General features: G+C 44.6%; 24 protein-coding genes. 13 read left to right on the forward strand and 11 right to left on the reverse strand.

The genetic code is table 11. The features are described 5' to 3' along the window. Positions 1-18: 18 nt before the first annotated feature. The 4 genes from VFDL14_RS07170 to VFDL14_RS07155 all read left to right on the forward strand — a co-directional run bounded on the left by VFDL14_RS07170 (position 19) and on the right by VFDL14_RS07155 (position 2208). On the forward strand, positions 19-375 hold the full coding sequence (locus tag VFDL14_RS07170) for a DUF6547 family protein (RefSeq protein ID WP_032552184.1): 357 nt from the start codon (positions 19-21) through the stop codon (positions 373-375). A gap of 119 nt (positions 376-494) precedes the next feature. Beyond that, positions 495-917 (forward strand): DUF2513 domain-containing protein, encoded by a 423-nt coding sequence (locus tag VFDL14_RS07165; RefSeq protein ID WP_032552185.1) that lies wholly within the window; start codon positions 495-497, stop codon positions 915-917. Positions 918-1057: 140 nt separating this feature from the next. Further along, a complete protein-coding gene (locus tag VFDL14_RS07160; protein ID WP_032552186.1) occupies positions 1058-1825 on the forward strand; it encodes a carbon-nitrogen hydrolase family protein in 768 nt (255 codons plus the stop codon). A 56-nt stretch (positions 1826-1881) separates the two neighbouring features. After that, the gene (locus VFDL14_RS07155; RefSeq protein ID WP_032552188.1) at positions 1882-2208 is read left to right on the forward strand and encodes a hypothetical protein; all 327 of its coding nucleotides are present in this window, start codon (positions 1882-1884) and stop codon (positions 2206-2208) included. A gap of 325 nt (positions 2209-2533) precedes the next feature. Here VFDL14_RS07155 and rplY read toward each other — a convergent pair whose 3' ends face one another. After that, positions 2534-2812 (reverse strand): 50S ribosomal protein L25, encoded by a 279-nt coding sequence (rplY, locus tag VFDL14_RS07150; protein ID WP_032552189.1) that lies wholly within the window; start codon positions 2810-2812, stop codon positions 2534-2536. A gap of 369 nt (positions 2813-3181) precedes the next feature. On the opposite strand from rplY, the gene VFDL14_RS07145 reads away from it, so the two are divergent. Then, a complete protein-coding gene (locus VFDL14_RS07145) occupies positions 3182-3910 on the forward strand; it encodes a glycosyltransferase family 2 protein (protein ID WP_032552190.1) in 729 nt (242 codons plus the stop codon). Positions 3911-3926: 16 nt separating this feature from the next. Next, positions 3927-5183 carry an LssY C-terminal domain-containing protein gene (locus VFDL14_RS0123310; protein ID WP_032552192.1) on the forward strand — a complete coding sequence of 419 codons (1257 nt, stop codon included), beginning with the start codon at positions 3927-3929 and terminating at the stop codon, positions 5181-5183. A gap of 7 nt (positions 5184-5190) precedes the next feature. Here the strand turns inward: VFDL14_RS0123310 and VFDL14_RS07140 are convergent, their stop codons facing one another. From VFDL14_RS07140 to VFDL14_RS07115, 6 genes are read right to left on the reverse strand one after another with little or no spacing between them, the layout of a single operon-like run. After that, positions 5191-6369: a tetratricopeptide repeat protein gene (locus VFDL14_RS07140; protein ID WP_050487445.1), complete on the reverse strand. Its 1179-nt coding sequence runs from the start codon at positions 6367-6369 to the stop codon at positions 5191-5193. 3 nt (positions 6370-6372) lie between these two features. Continuing rightward, positions 6373-7032, reverse strand: coding sequence for an energy transducer TonB (locus VFDL14_RS07135; protein WP_032552193.1), 660 nt, complete (start codon positions 7030-7032; stop codon positions 6373-6375). After that, positions 7004-7411 carry an ExbD/TolR family protein gene (locus VFDL14_RS07130; protein ID WP_032552194.1) on the reverse strand — a complete coding sequence of 136 codons (408 nt, stop codon included), beginning with the start codon at positions 7409-7411 and terminating at the stop codon, positions 7004-7006. The genes VFDL14_RS07135 and VFDL14_RS07130 overlap by 29 nt, the downstream gene beginning before the upstream one ends. Further along, a complete protein-coding gene (locus VFDL14_RS07125) occupies positions 7401-7880 on the reverse strand; it encodes a MotA/TolQ/ExbB proton channel family protein (RefSeq protein ID WP_235201737.1) in 480 nt (159 codons plus the stop codon). Before VFDL14_RS07125 ends, VFDL14_RS07130 begins: the two co-directional genes overlap by 11 nt. Before the next feature lie 32 nt (positions 7881-7912). Continuing rightward, positions 7913-9319: a MotA/TolQ/ExbB proton channel family protein gene (locus VFDL14_RS07120; RefSeq protein ID WP_235201738.1), complete on the reverse strand. Its 1407-nt coding sequence runs from the start codon at positions 9317-9319 to the stop codon at positions 7913-7915. Between the two features lie 2 nt (positions 9320-9321). Beyond that, on the reverse strand, positions 9322-10065 hold the full coding sequence (locus VFDL14_RS07115) for a DUF3450 domain-containing protein (RefSeq protein ID WP_032552196.1): 744 nt from the start codon (positions 10063-10065) through the stop codon (positions 9322-9324). Between the two features lie 518 nt (positions 10066-10583). On the opposite strand from VFDL14_RS07115, the gene VFDL14_RS07110 reads away from it, so the two are divergent. The 4 genes from VFDL14_RS07110 (at position 10584) to VFDL14_RS07095 (ending at position 18098) form a co-directional block, all read left to right on the forward strand. Then, a complete protein-coding gene (locus VFDL14_RS07110) occupies positions 10584-12923 on the forward strand; it encodes a TonB-dependent receptor plug domain-containing protein (protein ID WP_032552197.1) in 2340 nt (779 codons plus the stop codon). 77 nt (positions 12924-13000) lie between these two features. Continuing rightward, positions 13001-14704 (forward strand): ABC transporter ATP-binding protein/permease, encoded by a 1704-nt coding sequence (locus tag VFDL14_RS07105; protein ID WP_032552198.1) that lies wholly within the window; start codon positions 13001-13003, stop codon positions 14702-14704. Beyond that, positions 14701-17523 (forward strand): M16 family metallopeptidase, encoded by a 2823-nt coding sequence (locus VFDL14_RS07100; protein WP_084181888.1) that lies wholly within the window; start codon positions 14701-14703, stop codon positions 17521-17523. Before VFDL14_RS07105 ends, VFDL14_RS07100 begins: the two co-directional genes overlap by 4 nt. Before the next feature lie 98 nt (positions 17524-17621). Further along, the gene (locus VFDL14_RS07095) at positions 17622-18098 is read left to right on the forward strand and encodes a hypothetical protein (RefSeq protein WP_032552200.1); all 477 of its coding nucleotides are present in this window, start codon (positions 17622-17624) and stop codon (positions 18096-18098) included. A gap of 84 nt (positions 18099-18182) precedes the next feature. Here the strand turns inward: VFDL14_RS07095 and VFDL14_RS07090 are convergent, their stop codons facing one another. The 4 genes from VFDL14_RS07090 to VFDL14_RS07075 all read right to left on the reverse strand — a co-directional run bounded on the left by VFDL14_RS07090 (position 18183) and on the right by VFDL14_RS07075 (position 22622). After that, on the reverse strand, positions 18183-19529 hold the full coding sequence (locus VFDL14_RS07090) for an ATP-binding protein (protein ID WP_032552201.1): 1347 nt from the start codon (positions 19527-19529) through the stop codon (positions 18183-18185). A 60-nt stretch (positions 19530-19589) separates the two neighbouring features. Next, on the reverse strand, positions 19590-20249 hold the full coding sequence (locus tag VFDL14_RS07085) for a response regulator transcription factor (RefSeq protein WP_032552202.1): 660 nt from the start codon (positions 20247-20249) through the stop codon (positions 19590-19592). 97 nt (positions 20250-20346) lie between these two features. Beyond that, positions 20347-20748: a PepSY domain-containing protein gene (locus VFDL14_RS07080; RefSeq protein WP_032552203.1), complete on the reverse strand. Its 402-nt coding sequence runs from the start codon at positions 20746-20748 to the stop codon at positions 20347-20349. Between the two features lie 131 nt (positions 20749-20879). Further along, on the reverse strand, positions 20880-22622 hold the full coding sequence (locus VFDL14_RS07075) for a DEAD/DEAH box helicase (protein ID WP_032552204.1): 1743 nt from the start codon (positions 22620-22622) through the stop codon (positions 20880-20882). Positions 22623-22717: 95 nt separating this feature from the next. Between VFDL14_RS07075 and rsuA the strand changes: the two genes are divergently transcribed. From rsuA to VFDL14_RS07060, 3 genes are all read left to right on the forward strand, one after another. After that, positions 22718-23413, forward strand: coding sequence for a 16S rRNA pseudouridine(516) synthase RsuA (gene rsuA, locus VFDL14_RS07070; RefSeq protein ID WP_032552205.1), 696 nt, complete (start codon positions 22718-22720; stop codon positions 23411-23413). 125 nt (positions 23414-23538) lie between these two features. Then, a complete protein-coding gene (locus VFDL14_RS07065; RefSeq protein ID WP_032552206.1) occupies positions 23539-24750 on the forward strand; it encodes a Bcr/CflA family multidrug efflux MFS transporter in 1212 nt (403 codons plus the stop codon). Then, positions 24750-25412, forward strand: a complete 663-nt coding sequence (locus VFDL14_RS07060; protein WP_032552207.1) for a DUF2913 family protein — start codon at positions 24750-24752, stop codon at positions 25410-25412. Before VFDL14_RS07065 ends, VFDL14_RS07060 begins: the two co-directional genes overlap by 1 nt. The last annotated feature ends 474 nt before the right edge of the window (positions 25413-25886 follow it).

Raw genomic sequence — 25886 nt, forward strand, 5'->3', positions numbered from 1 at the left:
TAACTTCAAAGGAATTCAATGTCTAAATCAATCGCAGAATATAAGCTTTTTATTGATGATATGGTGTCATTGAGTGAAAGTGCAGCTTCTGGTTGGGTAACGGGGAAAGGCTTTCCCAAAGTTACAGGTAACGAAGCCAAAAATGAATTACTTGAGGCTCTTACAGAAAATCAGAAAGTTGTCTTGGCTGAAATCATTGATACAGCAAAGGCATCAGGAGTTCACGATGCCTTGTCTTATTTAAATGAACAACAAACAAGTAACCAGCTAAGAATCATAAAAGGTGGCACAGAGCTTCCAATAGAACCATTCGGTACAGAAATGAACTTTGACTTTGTTGCTAGAAGTGAAGGTGATGATTGGCCAAAGTTATAACAAAGCAATCAAGGTGACCTGTTACACTCGGTGGTTTTGGTATGGAGTTCAGTGTGCTTTGCTAGTTCGGTGTGGGGCACCTTATCGCAGGCGTTATGTGACTATTAGGAAAATCGAGAATGAAAGTTGATTATGAGTATTTGAAGCAACTCTTAGAAGCATTTGAGGAAGTTCCTAAACCTTTCCCCCTTATCAGTGAAATCTCCAAAATTTCTAGCTCAGTGAATAATCAATTTGCTTTTCACATGGGGATTTTGCATGACCAAGTTTTTATCCAATATCTTTTTAGTAATGGTCGATCACCTTTTACTCCTGATTACGATGATATTGATGACTTTTCATGGTGTGACTGTAACGTACGTTTAACAGCGCAAGGGCATGACTTTTTGGCTGCACTACGTCAAAAGAATATTTGGAAAGCTGTAAAAGAAGACCTCAAGGAAAATTCCATAGAGACAGTATGGAAGGTAGCTCAAGCAATGGCTACAAAACTCGCAACATCAAAGCTCGAAAAGTACTTGGATGCTACAGATGTAAAATAGCCATACAACTGTTCAAGAGGGATTCGCAACGCCTGGTATTCTCACTATGCGTTGGTTTTGGTGGTTAAGGTGGTTGCGGCGGCATTAGTATTGCGTTGCTCATACTGTAAAAGGGCGTTAAGGCGCTAAAGGAGTACAGAGTGAAAATTGGTATTGTTCAGATGCAAATGAGATGGACTGTTGCACAAAACCTTACGACGATATCTGGGTATATTAAAAGGCTAGATGTACTAGATGTCCTAATTTTCCCTGAACTTGCATTAAGTGGCTTTCATAGAAATATAAAAGCTGAGTCTAAAGAGATCTTAATTGAAAATGCCATAGTTGAACTACAAAATTTAGCGAAAAGGTATCGAACAAATCTGTTTTTTGGTGCACCTAAAGTAGTTGGCTCAAATGTGTTTAATAGTTATTTTTGCATCAATAAAACAGGTGAGGTCATCGCACAATGGGATAAGGCTGGATTAACTGAAAGTGAATCCCAGTTTTTTGCTGAAGGTAGCAATAGATACGTGTTGGATCTTGATGGCACTCGCTGTACCACGGTAATTTGTAGAGAAGTCGAGGATACAGATTGGTTTATCTCTCAAGTTCGTTCCTGCTCTCCAGAAATAATAGTTTGGCCTAGCTATATCAGTCAAAGCTGCAATGAAGATACCGTAACGGGCTATTATTCAATGGCTTCTGAAATAGCTAAGGAACTCGATGCATTTGTTCTACAGTGTAATTGGCCACAAGCGCTTAACGATCAGAACATTCGTGGATTAGGAGGTAGCCGTATATTTGGAACCGATGGTCAATGTCTTTTGTCCATGCCTGTAGATCAAATTGCGATAAGTATCTTGGAGTTTTCTAAGGGGGCGTTGAGGTCAGTTGAGACTATGAGCTCACTAGAATCCGCTTTATAACAAGTATTTATGGCGCCGTGTTCTATCCTAAAAAGTAACGCTTTATGGAGGTCAGCATGAATATCAAAGAGTCTGATTGGAAAATCTTTTGTGAGATAAAGAGGGAAGCGGCGCAGGTGTTTTGTACTCGACAGCTAGATGAAGCCATCAAAACGATTACTGATGAGTCTGAGCCTGTAGGTGAAAGGTTCAACTTTATGTGCCAGCACTCCAAAGAATCTCAAAAGAAAATGAAGTTTATTTTTGATGGTCACTCTCGAAGCCGTGCATTTATTCAACTTATGCAAATGTGTGAGGACGGTTTGGTTGCACCAGAACAATTTGAACGCTTTTCAGAGGAAATCAAAAAAGACATTTCAAGCATTCTAGAAAGAAGAGCTTAAGAAGATAACTAGGCTACTTTCTTTTGGTAGAACCACTATATCTCTCTGTCAATGCACAGTAATCTGCTGAGGTAAACAGCGACAACCATCTCAACACTCCCCTCTATCTATTTACTAATTTTGATCTCTTCCAAAACAGTGTTATCTAGAGTGTACTCATTCAGTGTATTGCGCGAGATTTACGACGTTTTTGAGGGCTCAAAAACGGTGAAACCCCGATGTTGGTAGCATCGGGGTTTCGAATTTTTAGATTTATCGATTGGTAAGGTCGATTTATCTTTTATGCAAAAGGTTGGATTTATCCAACTAATTCCTTGGTAGGGAATTAGATGCGGATGAAGTCCATGTGCTCAACTTTTGGCTTGTAAGCGTGACGTTGAACGTCTTGTGGCTTAACCTTAACTTCTGCGCCGTCGATCACTAGAGTGATTGCTTCGTAGAATTCAGGCTTGTCCATTTGGTTGATTACTTCGTCGTGTGCTAGCGCGATAGAAACTGGCGCTGCTTCACCACCGTAAACAACTGCTGGGAATTGTCCAGCGTGACGTAGGCGGCGGCTCGCACCTTTACCTAGTTCAGTACGTACTACTGCTTCGAATTTCATAGTTTTACTCTCAAATTAGTAAAAATTAAGTTCACACCTCAATGCGACCTTGAGTGTGTGGTAATGCTCAACATAAACAAGTTCATGTTTGAGCGAGCGCGGATACTAACACTCTATTCTTGATTGAGCAAGCAAGATCCCCACTTGGAAATAAAATAAACGAGCAAATTGGTGCGTTTGTAGAGAAAACCACCGGAAGTGCTCGTTTTTGCCATTTTATCTGTTTTCTGCACTGTCACCAAATCCATTTTAACCTTCATCAAATCATCACGTTAATGAACGGAATATGAATGCCAAACTAAGGATTGGTTAAGGCGTACCTAGTTAATCTTATTGCAACTTAAACAGCAGAACGTAACAGGTGGATTTATGGAACCGATCAGCATTGTGGTTATCACGTTAAATGAAGAGAAGCGCATTGGGCGTCTAATGGAAGAACTGAGTGTTCAGACACACCAAGAGTTTGAAGTTATCGTTGTTGATTCAAATAGTGACGATAAAACCCGAGAGGTAGCACAAGCGTATGAGAGTGCGTTGCCTTCGCTCACTGTACATCATATGCAAGAGCGAGGCGTGAGTTTAGGTCGTAATACCGGCGCTTCGCTAGCGAAATACAATCGCATTCTTTTCTTAGATGCCGATGTAGCGCTTCCAAGAAACTTCTTAGCTAAAGCTTTGTATGAACTAGATGAGCGTAAGCTTGAAGTGGCTGGCGTTTACATGAGCTCTAAAGGTTTACCTTTAGTACACAAGTTTGGATACGGCTTATTTAACGTTGGGTTGTTTGCAACTCAGTTCTTCTTCCCGACTGCAGTAGGTGCTTGTATTTTCTCTACCAAACGCGCACATCAAGAAATCGGTGGTTTCGATGAAGAGATCGTACTGTGCGAAGACTGTGACTACGTTAAGAGAGCCAGCAAAACATGGCGTTTCCGCTTCCTCAATATGACATTTGGTTTTGACCCAAGACGTTTAGACCAAGATGGCGTTGTTGAAACAGGCATGACTTACCTTAAGGCGAACGTGCGTCGATTCTTCAAAGGCGAAATGCGTAACAACGAAATGAACTACCAGTTCGGCCACTACAGAGAGCAATAATTAGAAAGGTATCGCTATGTTTGAGGGACTAGGACTGTTTCTAGGCGCACTAGGTGATGCACTGATCGGCCCCAACCTTTTTGTACCGGGGGAGCCGTTTTTCATTGCCGCAGGGTATCAAGCTTATTCTGGCGTATGGTCGGCCTTGGTATGGGTAATGTTGGGCGGCTTTATCGGTGATCAACTTAGCTACTTCATTGGCTCGAAATGGGGTTTTCAGGCACAGAGAAAGTTGATGGCTTATCGACCTAAAACAAGGCGACTGATAGCACGCTGTCGATACCTTATCGCCAGAAAGGGAACTTACATAATTCTGTTTGCACGCTTGCTTGGCCCCATAGCTTGGGTTGTGCCGGTTATCGCTGGAGCGCACCGAGTCTCTTGGCATAAGTTTTCATTGCTGGCGACCATTGGTCTGATACTGGGTGGTGGTCAGTTTATCTTTTGGGGAGCACTACTGGCTCATGGCCTAGAGCATTTCCCGATGTTGCAAGGGGTTCAAACCTTTATCGCAGAGCACCAGAGCTTATTGATTGGTTTGTTTGTCGTCGGTGTGTTTGCCATTATTGCTCGTCGTCTTAAGTGGCGAAAAGTGATGCTTAAATCGAGTGCGCTGCTGGTGGCTTGGGTGCTTTACGCAAATTATGCCCATTTCTTCTGGAAGGCTGATGACTTTAATACGCAACCTTCAGAGTTAGCGGCGCAGTCAATACATTTAGATGCGGTGACATACAAGGCGTTTCCGGGGAAGTCTTCTTTCTATGACGCACAAGCAATCAACGTTATGTATATCGGTGAGAGTCCGCGAGAACTGATGAGAGAGCTTGGTTGGATAGAGAATCAAACCTTCTCTCGCAATGAGATTGAATGGGCGGGTTATCTAACACTGCTAAAAGAAAATACGCCGCCCGTTTCCGACTTGTATTGGCGAGGTGAGCCACAAGATATGGCATTTCAGCTACCTGGTAATCTGATGAAACGCAGCCATATTAGATGGTGGCGAGCGGGATTGGATCCAGTGACCCAACAGACCAAGTGGCTAGGTGCGATCAGTTATGACAACGGCTTAAAGCTAACGCCATACTCAGGCATTGTGACGATTTTGCATAACATTGATCCGAACGTTGATGCAGAGCGTGATAGCTTAGAGCTGCAGGTGAAACAAAACCTTCCTCAGATATCGATAGAACAACAGCCCTTAGCGAGAGCCGAGGTTCTAAACGATGACCATGATTACTTTACCGACGGCAATATCTTGGTGATAGGAGGGTAACGCCTGATTAGCTCGCATCGCTTAAATATTCGATTTGAGCGAGCCATTGTTGTGCTGAGCGATCAAGCTTGCCGCCAACCAGAGTTGTCAATATAGGTTTTGCTTGGTCGTACTGACTTAACTCGAAATGCGCGATCGCTTTTAATAACTTCCATCTTGGGTTATCGGGCTGCTGTTTGATTTGTTGATCTAGAAGCGCGATGACTTTATCCCACTCTTGTTCGTTGTAGCTGAGTTGAATTTTGGTCGCGAGTTGAGTGTCGCTCGGTAACAAATTCAGCAGCTGCAGAGCTTGTTCACGCTGACGAGATTTGAGTAGAGCATGTAGCTTCAGTTTGTTGAATTTATCTTGGTACTGAGTTGATGGGCGATGTTCATCCAAAGTTTGATAGGCACTTGCAGCTGCTCCTTGAGTTAATTGTAGCTGTGCCAAGAGTAGCCTTTGTGGTTCCGTCAGTTGGTTTAGTTCTCGCACCACTGAAAGCGCAGCAATAGCGCGAGCTGGCTGCTTAAAATAAAGGCTAGATTGAGCCAAGCGCGCCCAAAGCTTCACTTCATTCGGATAAAGGTGAGTAACTTTGAGCAGTGTCTCTCGCTCTTTTTCATGCGCGTTCAAACGTTGGTAGCTTGCTAATAGGAGCTGGTAGCGCTGCTTTGTTGGATTGAGTTCAATCGCTGTTTTTATCGCCTCTACACTCGCTAACCATTTCTCGATTTGATAAGCACTGTGCGCAGCCAGGGTATAAACCTCAGCTTTCAATGTGTTAGGTAGCTTTGATTGCTCAGTACTTGATAATGATGCTCGGTTTAAATTCCATTCATTAAAACGCGATAGGGCGTCTAAATGGCGGCCATTCTGATAGTTTAACTGTACTGCAAGGCGCAATAACTGCTCTTGGTTAGCGCTGTTTTCGGTTAATTCCAACAGTTCATTGGTTCTGTTTAGTGCGCATTTGAGTTTTTCAAGCTTCAAGCAAGCTTGTAAATAAAGGCTTTTGGTAAGCTCTAACGTCTCTTTATTGTCACCTAGATGATTGTGATGAAAACGTTCAAACACTTGTATATCAATATCATCACGTTCTAGAAATTGGCTGAGCTTTTGGTAGCGCTCAAAGGTTTGAATGTCGACCTGAGCGCAAGTACCAGCGCTCACTAGCATAGCCATAAGTAGCGAAACTATTCTCATCCTTTAATCTTCCAAGTTGTAACTTATAGTGACTTGTTGCCATTGCTCACCTGATTGTGGTGGTACAAACTTCCAGCGCATGACGGAACGTAGTGATGAACGCAAGAACACCCCAGGAGGCGACTCTTCTACAACTTTATGTTGCACAGCTTCACCTTGCTGGTTTATCAACAATGAAAAAGTGATATGTCCTTCAATGCCATTACGTTTCGCTTTAGCCGGGTATTTTGGCGGAATTTGGTAAGTTGGTTTTGCCATTATCACTTGAGAACGGAAATTGCTCCCTTGTTGTAAACCTTCGCCCGAAAATGAAAAATCAAAGTTGAGATGAACGTCTAACTCATCACTCGGCTTAAACGTCACCTCTGGGAGAGCTACTAGGCTTTCCATATCGGGTATCTCAAAGTTAACTAGGGCCGGGCGACTTGGCGCAGAGTTAGGTGCGCTGGTTGCAACAATAGGCTTCATTGTTTCCGGCTCTTGTGGCTTTTTCTGAGAGGTGATGGTTTGGACATATGTCGGGTAGGCGGAGCTATCTCGCGTCAACGTTGGCGTTGAAACAAGCAAGTGCAGTACCAAAACCAGGATTAGATTGACGCCCACAGCCAACCCAAGGGTACCGAACTGCTTGGGTTTACTGGTCTTGGGTAGCGATAGCAACATTGGTAAGCCCTGATAAACGCAGTGTGTCGATAACAGAAATAAGAGTGCCAGTGTCTAAAGAGCGATCGGCATTAACAATAGCGTTAGTGGTCTGTTTTTCAGTTGTATGAGTCTTAACTTGGAATTGAAGTTGGCTGAGGTTTACAGTCTGCCCGTTAAACCAGATGTTTTTGTCACGATCGACGCTCACAGTCAGAGTTTCCGATTGTGGTGTGAGAGTCGAGCTTGATGCACTAGGCCTATCAACGTTTAAGGTCGACTCTTTTTGAAAGTTGGCCGACAAGATGAAAAAGATCAATAGGATAAATACCACATCAATCAATGGAGTCAGGTCTACTTGTGGTGAATCTTCTCTGTCAGTGAACGTTTTAATTTTCATCGGTTTTCCATTGTTTGATGCAGAACTCTACTAGCTTTTGTTGTTGTCGCTTTAGGTTATAGGCTAAGTACATACCAGATATGGCTGCGAGCAGGCCGGCCAGAGTAGTCAACATGGCTTGGCTGATACCATTAGAAACAGCGTTCAACACATTGTCATTATTCAACTGTTCAAAACACTCCATCATTCCATCGACTGTACCCAGCAAACCGAGCATCGGAAGAATGCGAACACAGAGCTTGATTTCGTTTAATCCTAGATTAAGATGCTGATTAATTTGGCTAATCCAACCTTGTTGAACATGCTTTAGCTCACTGCTGGTAATACTTGAGTATCGAGCACTCACGTGGTGAATTTGCGAAGCGAGATCTAACTGCTTCAGGCTGTGAAAACGAAAATAGCATTGGATGATTAACCCCCACATGACCAAAGACACCAAGCCAATGGCCCACATAATGGGGTGGTCCATGGGGAAGCGTGCGCTTAATAATTGCTCTAGCATTACGCTTGTTTACCGTGTCGGATGTCCACGACTAAGCTGGTGACCTGATGCTCCAAAATCTCCGATAACTGCTGTGCTTGTGTCTTAACCAGACAGTGCAATATCAATAGAGGAATTGCGACTAGTAGCCCTAACTTTGTGGTCAGTAACGCTTCTGCAATGCCACCTGAAAGCAGTTCACCATCAGTAATACCTTGCGCAGTGATGACACTAAATGTTTCGATCATTCCACCAACGGTGCCTAAAAGCCCCATTAATGGCGCTATTGCGGCTAACACTGCTAATGTACCTATACCTTTGTTTAGCCATGGCATCTCTAGGCTAATGTTGGCGTCTACAACATCTTCCATCTGTTGGTCTGTTGTACATCCCTTAACTTGAAGGAGCACACGACCTAACATGTTTTTTTCGGATAATTTACTGAGCTCTATGGCTTGCTGCTTCACTGCTTTTTTCTCTCTGGTTACGCTGAATAAGCGTGCTAAACCGATAGAAAAACCGATGACAGCAAGAACACCGATGAGCAGCCCAATAATGCCGGCAGGTAAGTAAGCCTCATACCATTTAGGTTGCTTGGCGTTGGCCAAGAAGCCAAAACCAAAGGCAGGATCGATCAGCCATTGCTCGTTGCTATGAACTAATTGAGGTTGTGGAGTGAGCTGAATCCACTGTTGGCGTGCACCATCAAAACTAAGCCAACCATAGCCTTCAGCAAACTGGCTAAATGCACCAACTTGTTGAATTGAAGCTTGTTTGATTTCTCCATTGGGCAGCAATATCTCACCCACATGATCGCTTGGTGCACTCGATGTAGAGATTTGTTGCACCATTGCCAACCAAAGCTGGTGGATGGTTGCGATACTGAAGTCATTTTCATCGACAGGTTGCGGTTCTTTCACGTTTGTCCAAGTCGCCAAAGGGCGATTGTTTGAGAGGAAATTTTTCTGTTGAGCAGAAGTGAGATCAATGACCTCAACAATGTCAGCTTTAGCGGCTTTGACCTGTTTCTGTTTGTCCTGCAGCTTTTGCTGTAGCTGAAGAACCTGCTCCTCTAACTGAGCATTGCGAGTGTTGAGTGCTTGTAGCTTGGTCTGGTGCGCGGTGACTTGCGCATTTGCTTCAATGAGCTGTTCTTGTTTGCGACCTTTAAGCTCTTGGTAGCGCTGAATATCAGCTTGGCTCGCTTTCTCAACATGTTCAAAGATGGATTGCAATGAATCGCTAGTTGTTGAACGCTCTGACTTTTCACTCGCCGAAACAGGTGAACGAACTGGTTCTTCTGTCGCGTGAGATTGGTTAGCGCCCAACATTGTGGCTAGGCTGACTATCAATATCGCGCTGTAACGGGATTTCCAATGGCTCTTTTTCATCATGGAAGTGCTGTTATTAGCTGTTAGTTTCTTCATGATTATTGCGCCTTTGGAAGAGTGAGGAGTGGGTATGCATTGCCACTATTCAGTGCTGTAATAGCTTGGTTGACCTGCTTGGTTTGTTCGCTTGAGAGCGTTGCCCATACCTGTTGTTTCGGACGCCACACACCAGCCAGTGATGAATCAAGTGATAGATAGTAGTAACCCAAACGTCCAACCCTTAAATATTGAACTTCTTGATCAGCTGTTAGTCGGCCAAACCATGTTTTTACTTCGGTGCCGAATTGGATTTCTGTTTGATAGGCAATCAAGATCCGTTCGAGTTTTTCAGCATCGCTCAGTTGAGGATCGATCAAGTTGTCGTTTAATTGGTTGATTCGTTTTAGTCGCGTTTGTCGATCGAAAGGGAGATCGGCCAACACAAGTTCTGTCAGTGTTTCGGTCATTTGCTCTAGTAGTGGGTATAAGCTGACCTTAGTTTTGCGGATGTTATCCATCTCAACGTCTAACCCATCAATAACGTTCTGTAGTTGAATCAGTTGATTAGTGAGCTGCCCTTGATAGCGGCTTTGTAACCTTATTTCATGATCTAGGGATCTTGCCGTTTCACGTTGTAACTGAGCTCGGTCGTCGATCGACTCAATACTATCTTGGATTGCAGATGTTGATTCTATATGCCCGACTTGTTCTTGTATTTTTTGATTAGTGATTGATTCTGCAAATGCATTATTTTGCAGACAGAATGAGCATATTGCTAAGAGTGTAAAACGGAGTTGAATCATCAGTATGAGCGCTTGTGTTGGTTGGAAATATTCGGTGAAGCAATCACAAAAGATCGGGAATGATAATTGTTTTTATTTATATGTGAAGCATTATTTTTCGTGTTACATTGTTATTTTTAGTTTAAATAATTGATTTTAATCGATTTAAATTTATTTCAAGATGCTAGTTATTCCTTGTCTGTCTTGTTTCTGTATGAATTGTCATTGATTTGTATTTTATCGATTGCCTTAACAAAACTGCATTTCTTATAATAATTATTTTGTTAACAGTTTGTGTGAGTAAATGTGGTGAGCGACATTTTATTCCAAATGATATTTATTTTCATTAACCCTTGTGGCTAAAGGATTCTATAAGATCTGGGTATAATTTATAACAGCAATGAATGTTGCATTTTCATTAACTAAACGGAGGTATTGGTAGATTATCCTGCAGTTATTGGTGGTGGGTGAGGGATTTACTTGGTGAATGCCTTATTGTTAGCATTAATGATAATTATTATCACCTAGACCTTTTTAACATGCACCCTTTTAATAAAACTCTTCTTGCAGCGACCATTGCGTCGCTCTGTTCTGTGTCTAGCGTTTACGCTGAAACAGAAAAACCATCTGAGGCTGAAGCTGAACTTAGCGTTAATGTTACTGACACGAGAGACGATGAGCTTTCAACAAAGCAAACTCTAGATGCGGATGACATCAAAGATACCCCTTCTTCAAACGGCAACTTGACCGATTATCTAAAAGACAACCCAAATGTACGATTTGCTGGTGGTGATTTAGATGGTTTCCAGGGCGGTGAAATCAAGCCTGTTTCGGTCTCTATTCATGGCGCAGATCCGTCGCAAACTGCTTATCTTATCGATGGCATAAACGTCAATAATGACCTTGACCCAAGTGGCTTATTCGATGGAACCGCCGGTACTCTACCAGGCTTAAGCTCTGAGCAAGCATATTACTTTGATGCTAATTTATTAGGCGGTGTAGAAGCTTACACATCCAATGTACCAGCACATCTTGGTGGCTTTACCGGTGGTGCAATTAATGCGACCACCAAAAAATACAGTGGCGAAGACCGTGTAAGATTACGCTACCGAACTACCCAGTCAGATTGGGCTGAAATGCAGGTTGATAGCAACATTAAATCTGACGTCGAAAATGCGACACCAAATGGTTATGGTGCAGATTTCCAACCTGATTATGAGAAAAATTTCTTCAGTGTGATGGCTGAACAGTCTCTGACAGATGATATCGGTATGGTTGTAGGCTTTAGCCGCCGTGAATCAGACATTAGTCAGAAGCGTTTAATCAACAAAGCTGGTGACACTGATTTCAGGGACCACACGCGCCAATCGGATAATTTCCTTGCAAACTTTAATTGGACTCCGAATGTTGACCGTAACCTAGAGGTAGGATTTCGTTTATCTGACTATCAAGAGGGTAAATACTACGCGACTAACTTGGATGGAAACGTAACAGATACACATTTGGCATATGGTTCGACGATTAAATGGACTCAACGTATTGGTTCTGGGGCGTTATCTGCGACGGCTAACTACGATAAATTTCAAGATGAGCGTGAGTCCAATTCGACTTACGCTGTTGTAACCAGTGATTATGACAACGACATGGAGTATGAGGAAGGCGGTTACGGTGATAGCCAACTGACTCAACAAAATATAGAGCTTAAACTTGACTATAACTTTGACCGCATGGAGTTTGCAGGTACGTCTCATGTGGCGTCTTTGGGTTTGAGCACCAAGAAAACAGACTTCGATTTCAATCGCGATGACAATGTTAGTCAGAGAGTTGTAACCTACTTGTTCGGTTCTGTGTTTGATGACAAAACAACAACCGTAAGCAAAGGTACTGTTGCTACCAACTATCAAGATTATGCGTTTTACGCTCAAGACATCATAAAATGGAATGACTTTACATTCCGACCAGGTGTTCGTGTAGACCGAGATGATTATTTGGAAAATACCAATGTTGCGTATCGATTCAGCAGCGCTTGGAGTGCTACAGATAAGACGACTGTGAATCTAGGTGCTAACCGTTATTACGGTCGTTCATTTGCAATGATGAAGCTTGCTGGCGAAATCTTAAAGCTAAATGGCGATGAAACACGTGACTATGAGTCAGTGAAAAACCTAGATACTCAATATTCAGATGAAATCAGCTTCAGTATTGATCAGGTGGCTGGTAACTTCCTAATGTCAGCAGGTTACGTACATCGTAGCTATGAAGACAACATAGACCACAAAGAAAACAATGTTGGCGGTAAAACGATCTATACCTATTTCAATGATTCTGGCTATTCAACGGACACATACACACTTCAGGCGACTAATATCCTTCCTTGGGTACTAGGCCCAACGCAATGGTCTGCAAAAATGGCAGTCGATTATCTAGTGACTGAGAAAGCTGACATTACTGACTCGAATCAGGCAGTGATCTTCGATGGCAAGTTAATGACTAAGGCGCAAATGGCGCAAGAAGTAAACAGCAATGAAGAAGAATGGATTGCTCGCCTTGGTCTAGATATGAGGATCCCTAGTTATGATCTGACGTGGGCAAACAAAGTCTACATCAAGGCGCCGGTTAATAAATACGAGTACATGTCTACAACTGACGCAAATATTGAGGTTTACCGTCACTATGAATACGGCACACATACTCAATGGGATACACGCTTACGTTACCAACCAAGCCTGTTTGGTACACACACTGCATACGTGCAAGTAGATGTACTCAATGTACTTGATCAAGTTCGTAAAGATGAAATCAAAGCCAACCGACAAGGTGACTACGGTATGTACTCACCAGGCCGCGAATTCTGGCTTGAGCTAGGTTACGAATTCTAACAATCACATTTCTTTTATTTTGGTAAAGGGTAACCAGTGGCTTTGGCTGCTGGTTGCCTTGTCGTTTTTGGTGAACTATGTCTAACCCATCTCCTTTGTCTCTCAAAGACAAATCATTCCTTTCGCAAGTATGGTCGCTAGCACACCCATACTGGCGTAGCGACGAGAAGCGCATTGCTTGGCTCTTGTTAGGACTTGTAGTCGGATTGAACTACCTGATCGTTGAAGTCGCGGTGCTTTACAGCAACTGGAACCGTGACTTTTTCAATTTAATGCAGAATGAAGAGTGGAATAACTTCTGGAATATGCTTGGCCAGTTCGTGTTGATCATGATGGTTTATACCGTGGTTGATCTGGCTGAAGAATACCTGAGAAGAACGCTGAGAATCCGCTGGCGTCGTTGGCTTACCCATACTTTTCTACAGAAGTGGTTAGGTGGTAAACGTCTATATCGTCACCAATTGAGTTATCCAGATAGCGATAACCCAGACCAACGTATCTCGCAAGATGTTAAAGATTTCTGTGATAAAACACTGTCGATGGGCTTAGGTCTGCTACGTACTATCACAAGCCTGTTCTCATTTGTTGTGATTCTATGGAACCTGTCTGGCAGCCTTACTTTTGAGTTCGCGGGCAGTGAGTGGGTCATTCCGGGTTACATGGTATGGGTTGCCATCGTCTACTCAATTATCGGTACATGGTTAACGCACAAAATTGCAAAGCGTTTAGTGCCATTGAACTTCGAACAAGAGAAAAGTGAAGCAGATTTTCGTTTCCACTTGATGCGAGTTCGTGAACATGCGGAATCTATTGCGCTACAACGTGGTGAATCAGCAGAGAACCATCGAACACAAAACCTATTCGGCAAGGTATGGGACAACTGGCAGCAACTCACTGGCATGAAGCTAAAATACGGTGCATTTACCAGTGGCTACAATGAAGTTGCTCGTATCTTCCCATACTTGGTGGCGTCTCCACGGCTAATGAGTGGTGCGTTGCAGCTTGGTGACATGATGCAAACTGCGACCGGTTTCTACCGTGTTCAAGAGGCCTTCAGTTGGTTCGTTGATTCCTATGAGTCACTTGCTGATTGGCGTGCGGTGACTGACCGTTTGATCACCTTCCACACACAACTAGAGGCATTGCCTGCCGCGAATGCTATGCCACGCTCGAGTCAACCAGAATGGCGTGACCTCAATCTGTATTCACCACAACAGCAACCACTGCTATCTGAACAGAGTGGGGCGATTTCACAGAGTATCACCATCAAAGGCGTCTCGGGTGGCGGTAAGAGTACGTTCATTCGTTCGTTGGCGGGTTTGTGGCCATACCAAAATGGCGAAGTGAGCATGCCAGATGATAGCGAGTGTATGTTTATTCCTCAGAAGCCGTATCTGCCTAATGCAAGCTTACGCGACATTCTATTGTATCCAAACGGCGAATCGACATCTGATTTAGAACTGGTGGATGCCTTAACTCTCGCTGGTATTCGTAAATTCAGTGAGCAGCTCGATCTAAATAGTAACTGGCAACAGAGTGTGTCAGGTGGTGAGTTGCAAAAAATCATGTTGGCTCGCAGCTTGGTTCAAAAACCACAATGGCTGTTCTTAGATGAAGCAATGTCTGCTCTTGATCCTGAGAGCTATCGTTCGATCAGAGAGATCATGGCGCAGCAACTTCCAGATACACATGTTGTTGAGGTTTCTCATCGGGAGACACATGAAGAAGAACAAAACCAGATCACCTTATGTACTCAAACACAGTCATTTAAATATTCATGAAAATTAACAAGATACTGATCTTGGCAAGTGCCGCACTTTTGGGTGCTTGTCAGGTAACAACTCCAACAAACAGTGAAGATACGTCTTTAGGTTTAGCGCAGACATTAAGCTTCGATAGCAGTGTCGAAGTCGGCAAGCTCGAGAATGGCCTTAGCTACTATATTGCTGAAAACACAAACCCAGAATCGCGAGTTTACGTTCGTTTGGTCGTTAATGCAGGTTCAATGAATGAGGACGACGACCAAAGAGGTGTTGCTCATATCGTTGAGCACATGGCGTTTAATGGTACCGAGCACTATCCGGGGAACGACGTGATTAAGGTGCTCGAAGAGGCGGGTATGAAGTTTGGTGTGGATATCAATGCATTCACCGACTTTGAAAATACCGTTTATACTTTGAACCTACCGAGCAATGATCCTGAGACGCTTGAGTTAGTTATGGACATTCTTTCCGATTGGGCGAGTAATGTGACCATGCTGAAGGGCGACCTTGATGCTGAGCGCGGCATCGTGCTTGAAGAGTGGCGTGCTCGCTTAGGACCAATGTTGCGCTTGGGTGATAAGAAAAGTGCCATCGAAATGGCGGGCTCACGCTATGTCACTCGAGACCCTATTGGTGACCCGCAGACCATTCAAAATGTATCCAAGTATCGTGTCGCGGATTTCTACAACAAATGGTATCGTCCAGATAATATGTCTGTTGTGGTGGTCGGCGACGTTCAAACAGAGCAGGTTAAACAGCTGATCACCCAGAAAATGGGAGATGAAAATGCACCTGAATCTGAACTTGAGAAGATCGATTACAGCATTCCTCTCGTGGATGGTTGGCGCAGCGAAGTTGTTTCTGAAGAGGGTTATTCATCCCCTTCGGTTGAAGTGAGCTTTTTCTCTACATTTGAACCGGACCTGAGTTACGCACGTTATCAGCAAGATCTCGCGCATCAAATTGCTACACGCTTACTCAATGTGCGCTTGCAGCGTTGGGAGCAAGATGAAGATAACGTGGTCAATGCCGCGAACTTCTACTCATCGAATGTCGGCAGAGAAACAACGCAAGCTGTGTTTTCTCTACAGCTAGTCGAGGGTGAGTACCAACAAGCAACACAAGGGCTGTTCCAGTTTGTCGCTCAGTTGGCGCAACAAGGTTTTTCTGAGGCCGAAGTTAATGGAGAGATTAGCCGTTTACAAGGTGTCATCGAAAGAGGTCAAGATAAGAAAAACTACAGCATTGATCTTGCTGGAGATTTGATGGTTGCTGCGGCAAGTGGTCAGATTCTGGTAAGTAAAGATCAAGCTTATGAGCTGAATAAGTACTTTCTGGACCGTATTATATTGCAGCAGGTGAACGGGGCATTTCTCGATATCATTGAGCCTAAATCTCGCTTGGTTCTGCTCACTCAACCTACCGACAAGCGTAAGCCAAAACTTGCATCTGAATGGGTGGAGAGTGAGTGGCAAATGAGCATGCGTACTAAGCAGCAGCCTTGGGTCGTCGATGACAGCAACGCTGTACTACCTGTGGTTGATCCAAAACCGGGGACGATCAAGCAAGAGAAAAAATGGGCAGAGCACCGAATTACGGAATACCGATTGAGTAATGGCAGCAAACTTGTTTACCGTTATAGCGATAGTAATCCGGGCCAAGTGCATTTTAAGGCGCTGACGGAAGGTGGACTTCGCTCTATTCCTCAGAGTGATTATCAAGCATTGAGAACCGCTGTAAGCCTCGTCGATGATACCGGTGTTGGTGAGGTCTCTCAGGCTGATATTCAGACCATCTTCCGAGGCAACCCAGTAGTGATGTCGACATTGGTTGGCGATTATCAACAGGGTTTTTCAGGTTGGGCAAAAACTGACAGTTTTGAAAAAATGCTCAAGCTATTTCATTTGAAACTGGCGTCGAGTCCGGTATCAGAGAAATCCTTGAAAGAGTATCAAGTTGAGATGGAGCAGCGCTTAAATGGCAGCCAGTTCGATGGTGCAGATCGCTTTGTGCGCAAAGTCTCTGAGCTACGCTTCCCAGGTATTCCAACCGTGTATAGCGATAATGGCGAACAAGCTCCAAGCTACACCACGGAGAAGCTAAGCGACGTTTATCAGACGTACATCGCGGGTAAAACCGATTACACCTATTTTGTTGTCGGAGATATCTCTGCAAATGAGCTGGAGCAACTCGCTGCCCGCTACTTGTCTTCAATCGAAGTGAAAGAGCCAAAACGTACTTTCTACGATGTGAAAGCTTCTTCTCCAATGGTTCGTTACAGCACAGCCGATTCGAAAGAGCCGAGAGCAGAGGTCGAGATCTATTTAACTCAAAGCTCTCAATGGCGACCAGACAACGCATATTACTTGGAGTTAAGCGGTGAGTTAGTTCAAGAGCAACTACGACTTAAGCTTCGTGAACAAGCATCAGGCGTTTATGGCGTCGCGAGCTGGTTCTGGCAAGACGTACACAGCCCACAAGCCGAAGGCCGAATTCTGTTTACCTGTGCGCCAGAGCGTGTTGACGAGCTGATTTCTCTGACGCACTCAGTGTTGAGCGCCGTGGCAGAACAAGGCGCAGATGAACAGGTACTGGAGAACAAGTTGGTGCAACGCGATGACCAAATTGACCGCTATTTGCGCTCTGATTTGGGGATGCTGAACGCAATGGAGCAGTCTTACTTACTAACGGATAGCCCGCGTTTGATTCAGGCGCAGCGTCGTGCAAATAGCGAAGGTAATAAAGCCAAAGTAGATCTGATTATGCGTCAATTCTTGAGTGAAGCGGAGCGTTTTGAAGCTGTGTTACTTCCAGAAGTATCGGCGAAAACCAAGTAATTTAGTCATTGTTTAGCCGCGTACTGAGTAGTGTTTTGTCTTAATCAATAACAGGCTAAGGCGAACGAAAAGGCGTGGCTTAATTATTGGGAAAAGAGATGAAAAAACACTTAATTACAGGCTTACTATCACTGTTTGCTTTTAATGCGAATGCTGGTTTGGAACTTTCGGACACTTATCAAGACTGGGAGCATTACGAGTCGAAAAGCTTCGATACTGGTGAATCGGTTATCCTTGGCGTGTCGAGTGTGAAAAGTGACGGTAATGTCGATACGGTTGCACTGCGATGCACTACTGAAGGCGTCAATCTCCTGTTCTTTAATGGCTTGTTGAGAGAGGAATTGGGTTATCCAGCGAAAGCTGTGCTGGATGATGGAACTCGCTTTACCATGGATGTTTGGATTAAAGGTAAGACTCACTGGGCAACCGTTCCTCTGACCCAGCTTGAATCGTTCTATAGCGCTCAGTCATTGCAGGTCGAGCTTCAAGGTGATGGTTCAAAAGTAGAACTTGCAACGGTATCTCTTAAAGGCTTTAAAACTATGTATCAGACGTTACTGCCGAGCTGTAAGTAGGCCTGATTTCTGAATTGGTAGAGATAAGCATACCAATGCGTTTGGTATGCTTATTAACTTTTCTGAGTGTCTAGCTCTAAGTTTCTAGTTTTGAGAAAGCTGCAGGATAAGAGTAGCTTTTAAACCGCCCATCGAGCTTTTTTCTAAATTGAGTTGCCCGCGATAGCTATGGGCCATCTCGTTTACGATATTGAGTCCTAAACCTGTACCTGGCGTTGTTTCGTCTAGACGTACACCACGTTTAACGGCTTGGCTCATTTTCTCTTCCGGGATACCCGGTCCATCATCTTCAATGATCAGTTCTATTCGACCTTCGCTCAGCTCGTTGGAGTGAACTCGAATAATGCTTGCCGCCCATTTATAGCTATTTTCCAATAAGTTACCAACCATCTCATCAAGATCGGTTTTCTCTACGGCGACCTCAATCTCTGAATCCAGCTCATTGATCATAGTGACTTCGTTGGCAGCGTACACCTTATCAAACGCCATCGAGATAGCTTCTACCCGTTCACAAGGCGATGACTTCACCGATAAGATGTTCATTGCGCCAGCCATACGAGCACGGCCTAGGTGATAATCAATTTGGCTCTGGATCTGGTCAATCGGTTGCTGCAGTAAGTGTTGGTTCTCTTTGGGCAGTGAGTTCACTTCATTTTTAAGTACTGACAGTGGCGTTTTTAAGGCGTGAGATAGGTTACCAGCATGGTGTCGAGCGCGCTCTAACAACTCTTGATAATGGAAGAGTAGGGCGTTCAAGTCAGAGACTAGTGGGGAAACCTCTTTTGGATAGCTATCGCTGAGACCTTGCTGCTCCCCTTTACGTAGCATCGCCAGTTCGCGCTGCATTTTGTTAAGAGGAAGGAGCGACCAGCTAACTTGAATACCAATCAAAAGCAGAACGCCAACAAACAACAAGCCCAAGATAATCCACACTTGGCCAGTAAGGTCATGGAGGGTAGATTCAAGTGGGTCTTCATCAACACCTATGGTTATAGTGACAGGGTCACTTAGTTCTGGTAGGTAGATGAGTTGCTCGATATAAATCAGTTGTTCTTTGTCCGGGCCTTTAATCGAGGTATGGATAGGAGAGCGCTTGATATCCATATCTTTATCCCACAGTGAGCGTGAACGAATCACTTGTCCTTGGCTTTCTGCTCGCCAATAAACGCCACTGTAAGGTTGATTAAACCTCGGGTCCGACAATCGTTCTAGCATCATCAGCATGCCCGCATCGTTGGTTTCGATGTTGGCCGTGAGCTCGTCCATAGTTAGGCTGAGCTGCTGTTTTAGATCATCAACCAAATAGTCGTTAACCAGTTTTGGAATACCAATACCAGCGGCAAGAATCATGGCACCTAACCAAAAAGCCGCAGCGAGGAGCAAGCGGCTTTTTAGACTGATCTTTTTGAGGGATTTTTTATTTAGATTCATCGCTATTTTGGCTCACTTTTATCTAGGGTCAAAGTGAGCCACCCACAGAGAGAAGGGAGATTAGTCAGCGTTAAGCTGATAGCCTAAACCGCGCACAGTCTTAATGATCTTAGGTGCGATCTTCTTGCGAATGCGGCCAATGAATACCTCGACGGTATTAGAATCGCGGTCGAAGTCTTGCTTATAAATGTGCTCAACCAACTCAGTACGTGAGATAACCTTGTCCTTGTTATGCATGAAGTAGGCAACCACTTTGTACTCAAGCGCTGTTAAGCTTACTGCTTGGCCTTGCCAAAGCACCTTCGAACTACGAGTATCCAGGCTTAAGTCACCGATTTGTTGGATTGGCGATGCAGAACCAGACGCTCGGCGAAGTTGGGCACGAATACGAGCGATCAATTCAACCATCTCAAAGGGTTTAGTGAGGTAGTCGTCGGCACCAGCATTCAAGCCTTCTACACGCTGAGTTAAGGTGTCGCGCGCACTAAGAATGATCACTGGCGTGTTGATATTCTCATCTCGAATACCTTTCAATACCGTTAACCCGTCGAGCTTTGGCAAGCCAAGGTCTAGAACAATCGCATCCCACTCTTCTGAAGTTGCGCGATAAAGTGCATCAATACCGTCTTGTGACAGTTCAGGAACCCAGTCAGCTCCTTCGAGAGTTTCAATAATCTGTTCGCCTAAACGCGGTTCATCTTCAACGACGAGAATTTTCATGATTGGCTCTTTTTGCTTATTGTTATTCGATATTAGGTGTTGTTATTGTTTGTTGTCGGTCGTTATTCGCAGCGGGAAATATTTTTATTGTGGCTATTTATTCGCTGTCAGTTTTGATCGCATCTTTAAAGTTTCGACCTTTGATCATCAACATCTCTAACGTCTCAGCGTTGTATTCGACCTTGATGATGTTGTTCTTGTAGTTGATCTTAAGTTCGTAAACCCAGATGTCGTCATCTTCTTCAAGTTCAACCTTGATGATGCGACCGTGCAGGTCACTTTCTACTGCAGCGTACATCTCAGAAAACGGGCGAATGTAGCCTTCTCTAACCGCTTCATAAACTTCATCTTGGTCTTCTTCGAACTCGATGCGAGTACCTTCTTTATGAACGTCTTGAACGAGGTCGTGCCCGTTAGGGTGTGAGTCCGCCCATGCCGAGCCGGAAACCACTAAGCCAAAGCTCAAAGACATCAAAGAAATCATTGCTTTACTAAACATAGCGAATCCTAGGTAATGTTGATAGTAAGTAGTATAAAAAAGTGAAGATGAACAGAAAGTGAATCGCACCCACAATGAGACTTTAGCAGCCTTTGTTGTGGGTTTAGTGACACAAGAGTGGTGAACTAGGGTTAACGCTCCTGAAGCTCATCACCAAATATCTTGTCGCGCATTTTCCAGAAACGACCTACCTTACGTGCAATAACGAACTGCGGTGGCCTGAATCTATGTTGGTGAGCGACCACTTTGGTTGGAGATGCTTCCTCAAAAGGACGGTGTCTGTCGGCCAAATGAGGGCGAACAAACTGGTCTTTGAAGGTTTGTTTTTGCTTCTTGGTAGTTAACGACCAAAACTCGTGAACTTGAGCTTGGTTTTCACCTCGATACGTCACTTTGAGCTGAGATTTACCTTTATCGTCTTTAAACACGTTTAGGTCCATCTCTAGGCACTCAAATACAAGTGCATCTTTAAGGTTCAGTGCATCTTTTAGCTTTTTGTCTGGGTCAACTAGGGTTGCATCGCACTCGTGGCAAATTCGCGCGGCGATGTCGTTGTCCGCACCGCATTCACCGCAATATTTAGCGCGGAAGCGATAGCCACAATGCTCACGCTCGCCAGTATCTTCATCGGTGAAGTAGCCTTGGCATTTACGACCGAAGTGTTCTATCAAGAAACCATTACTATCGAGCTTGCCCCAGAAGTTGTTATTGAAACCGCAAGCGGGGCAAGGAATGGTGATGATTTCACTGTCAGAATCTGGCTTCGGATCGCCGACTTCAGGCTGATAGAGGTCGTAGCTGTTTCCGGCATAGTCCAATACCAGACACTCATCTTTGCCCGGAGACAGACGAAGACCACGACCGACGATTTGTTGATAAAGACTAATCGACTCAGTAGGGCGCAGAATTGCAATCAAGTCCACATGCGGAGCATCAAATCCAGTGGTCAGTACTGATACGTTTACTAGATACTTGGTTTTGCGCTGCTTAAAGTCGTTTATGATTTGATCGCGCTCTAGCGTTGGAGTATCGCCAATCACAATTGCCGCTTCACCCTCTGGCAATAAACCAAGAATATCTTGAGCGTGGCGCACAGTGGCGGCAAACACCATGATGCCTTGCTTGTCTTTCGCTAGGTGAATGATTTGCTCAACGATTTGTGGCGTTGCGCGTTTTGATTGTTCGATCACCATATCTAGCTCGGCCTCTTTGTAGCGGCCTGTGTTGGCAGGCTTTAACTGTGAGAAGTCGTAGCTCAATACTGGCGCATCAATCATTCTTGCTGGCGTTAAAAAGCCTTCGTCGAGGAGATAACGAATAGGCAATTCAAAGATACAGTCGCGGAAGAATCTTGGCTCTTCAGAACGCACTTGGCCGCGAGTGTGGTATTGGTAAATCCAACCCATCCCCAATCGATATGGTGTTGCTGTTAGGCCAAGTACTTTAATGCCCGGGTTATTTTCACGTAGGTGAGCAATCACTTTCTGATAGCTGCTGTTTTTCTCGTCGGGTACTCGGTGACACTCATCGATAACCAAGAGTGAGAACTGATTGGAAAAGGCATCAAGGTTACGCACTACCGACTGTACAGAGGCAAACACCACTTGTTGGTCGGTCTCTTTTCGACCCAAACCGGCCGAAAAAATCGAGCCTTTCAAACCATAGCCTTCGTACTTCTCATGGTTCTGTTCAACCAGTTCTTTCACGTGCGCCATTACAAGAACTCGCCCTTTTGCTAGGCGTGCTAATTCGGCAATGACCAAGCTTTTACCTGCGCCAGTTGGTAGCACCAGAACGGCGGGCGTTTGGTGTTTGCGAAAGTAATGGATAACAGATTTTACGGAGTCGGCTTGATATGGGCGGAGTGTATACATACTGCGTCTTGTAAAGTGGCAAAAATAGTGTGAAATCGCTCAACTAATTGAGCAAAGGTGACTATAATACCTGACTTAGATTAGTTGAGGTATTCATGCGTTTAGATAAATTTCTATGTGACTCATTAGGCGTCACTCGAAAAGAAGCAACACAGATTTTAAAATCAAAAACAGTGACAGTGAACGACGTTATGCAAAAGAGTGGTGCCACTAAGGTTACCGAAGAGTGCGTTGTTGAATGGCAAGGCAATGAACTGCGTGTTCAAGGCCCACGTTATATCATGGTTTACAAGCCTGAAGGTTTTGTTTGCTCGCATGAAGACAGCTCTAATCGCACGGTTTTTGACCTGCTTGATGAGATCAAGATGGACAAGCTTCACTTTGCTGGTCGTTTAGATGTGGATACCACAGGTCTAGTGCTTGTGACCGATGATGGTCAATGGTCTCACCGTATTACTTCGCCAAAACACAAGTGTGAAAAAATGTATCGCGTTTGGCTGGTGGATCCAGTTGAAGACGATTACGTAGAGAAATTCAAAGAGGGCATCCAGCTGAAAAGCGAAGATGGTCTTACTCTTCCTGCACACCTTGAAGTGCGTGCGGAGCGTGAAGTACTTCTTACTATCCATGAAGGCAAGTACCACCAAGTTAAGCGTATGTTCGCTGCACTAGGTAACAAAGTAGAAGCGCTACACCGCGAACGTATTGGTGAAATTGAGATGGATGAATCTTTGGAGCTAGGTGAGTACCGTTACCTAACTCAAGAAGAGATCGACTCTATCTGGAAGTAATCTTCCTCTCTGTTTAATGCCGACCAAGGACAGCGTCGGCTATTCATTTTGACTGGTACTAGGAAAGTCTCAGCCAATATTCTGTCTGCGTGTAAGCGTAGCTCTTAGTACTTAGTCGGAGATTTATGCAAAGCCAAACTGCCCCCAGTTCCCAACCTGAAACACCTCAGCTAGGTCTAATGCTGTTTTTGATTCTTGGTGCAATTGGTGCTTTGACGCCACTTGCCATCGACATGTACCTGCCTGCGATGCCAACGATCGCCAAAGACCTTGGTGTGACTGCCGGTGAAGTTCAAATCACGCTTACGGCTTATACTGCTGGTTTTGCGCTAGGACAGCTGCTTCATGGCCCATTGGCAGACAGCTACGGCCGTAAACCCGTTCTACTGATTGGTGTGGTTCTGTTTGCGATTGCGTCCATGGTTAGTGCAACAACGCATGGCATTGAAGCGCTGACTTATGTTCGTACCGCGCAAGGTTTTGCGGGCGCAGCGGCAGCCGTAATTATTCAAGCTGTCGTGCGTGACATGTTTGATCGCGAAGATTTTGCAAGAACCATGTCGTTCGTGACTTTGGTAATGACGGTTGCGCCGCTGGTGGCACCAATGATTGGTGGTTACTTGGCGTTGTGGTTTGGCTGGCGTTCGATTTTCTGGGTATTGGCAATCTTCGCTGTGATCGTGATTCTTGCTGTCTCGTTTAAGATTCCTGAAACCTTGCCAGTAGAGAAGCGTCAACCGTTGCGTTTTAAAACGACGATGCGTAACTACTTCCGCTTATGTAAAAACACAACAGCGATGGGACTCATCTTCTCGGGGGCGTTTTCATTTTCAGGTATGTTCGCGTTCTTAACGGCAGGCTCTTTTGTTTACATTGATATCTACGGTGTACGTCCAGACCTTTTCGGCTACCTGTTTGGCTTAAACATTGTTGCCATGATTCTGATGACCAGCATTAACGGTCGTATGGTGAAAAAGGTAGGCTCTCATACTATGTTGAGAGTGGGGCTGGCGATTCAACTGCTCGCGGGTGTTGGCTTGTTCATTGGCTGGAGTTTAGATCTCGGTCTTTGGGGTATCGTGCCATTTGTGATGCTATTTATCGGCACACTATCAACCATCGGTAGTAATACTATGGGTTTGCTGCTTAGCGGTTACCCAAATATGGCGGGCACAGCTTCGTCGCTCGCGGGTACATTACGTTTTGGTACAGGCTCTGTAGTGGGCGCAATCGTTGCGTTCCTACCGAGTGACAGTGCTGGCTCTATGGTCATTGTGATGGCTCTGTGTGCCGTACTTTCAGCACTACTTTATTGGACATTAGGAAAGAAGGCATAATGTCAAAATACTACATTGAAATTCAAAAGCTGGTTAACACAGCACTCGACGAGTTAACGGCTCTACACAAATCTGGCAAAGCGGTAGACGCGCCGATTGCTAATAACCTTTACTTGGTGCGCTGGGTAACTAAGGCTATTAAATCGCAAGCTTATGATCGCTGTGTTGCTGCGGACCTGATTCGCTGGCAGAAGCAGGGGCGTTCTAAGGGTAATAACTCGGATCTAACATTTACATTCCGTCGAATCTCGGCGTTTTATGCTCAATTCTTCCCACAGGGTGAAGAGCCAAAGCCGCTTAAAGACAGTGACGTTGAAGCCTTCATGGACAAGATGTACGACATGGGTTGGAGCGTTTCAAGTGAAGACGAACTGACCACAGGTGGCAAAATTCAATTTTTCACTGATGGCGAGCACTCATTCGCACTTTGTGGCAAGCAGTGTGACGACTCGTTTGATGGTGAACTGATGGTGAAACCGATGAACTGGTTTGTTCGTGGTAACCACGCTGAGTTTGTTCAAGCTGCAATGGAGTCTGGCTTTATGCTTCATAAAGTGACTGACTACAAATCAGCAGTGAAATATCACGGTGAATACATTGTTTACCCAGCGAACCAAGGTAACCAACTGGCTGAGATCCCAATTAGCTTTATTGCTGAGTAGCAGATACGGGATACGAGATGAGAGATACGAAGAGCGGAATTATCCGCTCTTTTTTGTACCGAGCCTCGACCTGTATCCACTCTTAAGTTTTTACGTATCCGTTACTCGAATCCCGAATCTGTTTTTAAATCTCTTCGTATCCCGCCACTCGAATCCCGAATCCGCTTTTCAATCTCTTCTCATCTCGCCACTCGAATCCCGCATCCGCTCTTAAGTCTTTTCGCATCTTGCCACTCGAATCTCGTATCCGCTTTTGAGTCTTTTCGCATCTCGCCACTCGAATCTCGTATCCGCTTTTGAGTCTTCTCGCATCTCGCCACTCGAATCCCGAATCTGCTTTTAAATCTCTTCGTATCCCGCCACTCGAATCCCGCATCCGCTCTTAAGTCTTTTTGATGTGACCCCATTAAAGTAGACACTTAATACGGAGTATTAAGTGTCATGAAAGTAAAATCACAAAGACAATATACAGAC

Source organism: Vibrio fortis (genome assembly GCF_000695685.1).
In the GTDB taxonomy this organism is placed as follows: domain Bacteria; phylum Pseudomonadota; class Gammaproteobacteria; order Enterobacterales; family Vibrionaceae; genus Vibrio; species Vibrio fortis_A.

Bases quoted from the DNA above. Each gene is read 5' to 3' on its own strand.
- VFDL14_RS07170 (WP_032552184.1), top strand. From the start codon at position 19: ATGTCTAAATCAATCGCAGAATATAAGCTTTTTATTGATGATATGGTG.
- VFDL14_RS07165 (WP_032552185.1), top strand. From the start codon at position 495: ATGAAAGTTGATTATGAGTATTTGAAGCAACTCTTAGAAGCATTTGAG.
- VFDL14_RS07155 (WP_032552188.1), top strand. From the start codon at position 1,882: ATGAATATCAAAGAGTCTGATTGGAAAATCTTTTGTGAGATAAAGAGG.
- rplY (WP_032552189.1), bottom strand. From the start codon at position 2,812: ATGAAATTCGAAGCAGTAGTACGTACTGAACTAGGTAAAGGTGCGAGC.
- VFDL14_RS07145 (WP_032552190.1), top strand. From the start codon at position 3,182: ATGGAACCGATCAGCATTGTGGTTATCACGTTAAATGAAGAGAAGCGC.
- VFDL14_RS0123310 (WP_032552192.1), top strand. From the start codon at position 3,927: ATGTTTGAGGGACTAGGACTGTTTCTAGGCGCACTAGGTGATGCACTG.
- VFDL14_RS07140 (WP_050487445.1), bottom strand. From the start codon at position 6,369: ATGAGAATAGTTTCGCTACTTATGGCTATGCTAGTGAGCGCTGGTACT.
- VFDL14_RS07135 (WP_032552193.1), bottom strand. From the start codon at position 7,032: ATGTTGCTATCGCTACCCAAGACCAGTAAACCCAAGCAGTTCGGTACC.
- VFDL14_RS07130 (WP_032552194.1), bottom strand. From the start codon at position 7,411: ATGAAAATTAAAACGTTCACTGACAGAGAAGATTCACCACAAGTAGAC.
- VFDL14_RS07125 (WP_235201737.1), bottom strand. From the start codon at position 7,880: ATGGACCACCCCATTATGTGGGCCATTGGCTTGGTGTCTTTGGTCATG.
- VFDL14_RS07120 (WP_235201738.1), bottom strand. From the start codon at position 9,319: ATGAAGAAACTAACAGCTAATAACAGCACTTCCATGATGAAAAAGAGC.
- VFDL14_RS07115 (WP_032552196.1), bottom strand. From the start codon at position 10,065: ATGATTCAACTCCGTTTTACACTCTTAGCAATATGCTCATTCTGTCTG.
- VFDL14_RS07110 (WP_032552197.1), top strand. From the start codon at position 10,584: ATGCACCCTTTTAATAAAACTCTTCTTGCAGCGACCATTGCGTCGCTC.
- VFDL14_RS07105 (WP_032552198.1), top strand. From the start codon at position 13,001: ATGTCTAACCCATCTCCTTTGTCTCTCAAAGACAAATCATTCCTTTCG.
- VFDL14_RS07100 (WP_084181888.1), top strand. From the start codon at position 14,701: ATGAAAATTAACAAGATACTGATCTTGGCAAGTGCCGCACTTTTGGGT.
- VFDL14_RS07095 (WP_032552200.1), top strand. From the start codon at position 17,622: ATGAAAAAACACTTAATTACAGGCTTACTATCACTGTTTGCTTTTAAT.
- VFDL14_RS07090 (WP_032552201.1), bottom strand. From the start codon at position 19,529: ATGAATCTAAATAAAAAATCCCTCAAAAAGATCAGTCTAAAAAGCCGC.
- VFDL14_RS07085 (WP_032552202.1), bottom strand. From the start codon at position 20,249: ATGAAAATTCTCGTCGTTGAAGATGAACCGCGTTTAGGCGAACAGATT.
- VFDL14_RS07080 (WP_032552203.1), bottom strand. From the start codon at position 20,748: ATGTTTAGTAAAGCAATGATTTCTTTGATGTCTTTGAGCTTTGGCTTA.
- VFDL14_RS07075 (WP_032552204.1), bottom strand. From the start codon at position 22,622: ATGTATACACTCCGCCCATATCAAGCCGACTCCGTAAAATCTGTTATC.
- rsuA (WP_032552205.1), top strand. From the start codon at position 22,718: ATGCGTTTAGATAAATTTCTATGTGACTCATTAGGCGTCACTCGAAAA.
- VFDL14_RS07065 (WP_032552206.1), top strand. From the start codon at position 23,539: ATGCAAAGCCAAACTGCCCCCAGTTCCCAACCTGAAACACCTCAGCTA.
- VFDL14_RS07060 (WP_032552207.1), top strand. From the start codon at position 24,750: ATGTCAAAATACTACATTGAAATTCAAAAGCTGGTTAACACAGCACTC.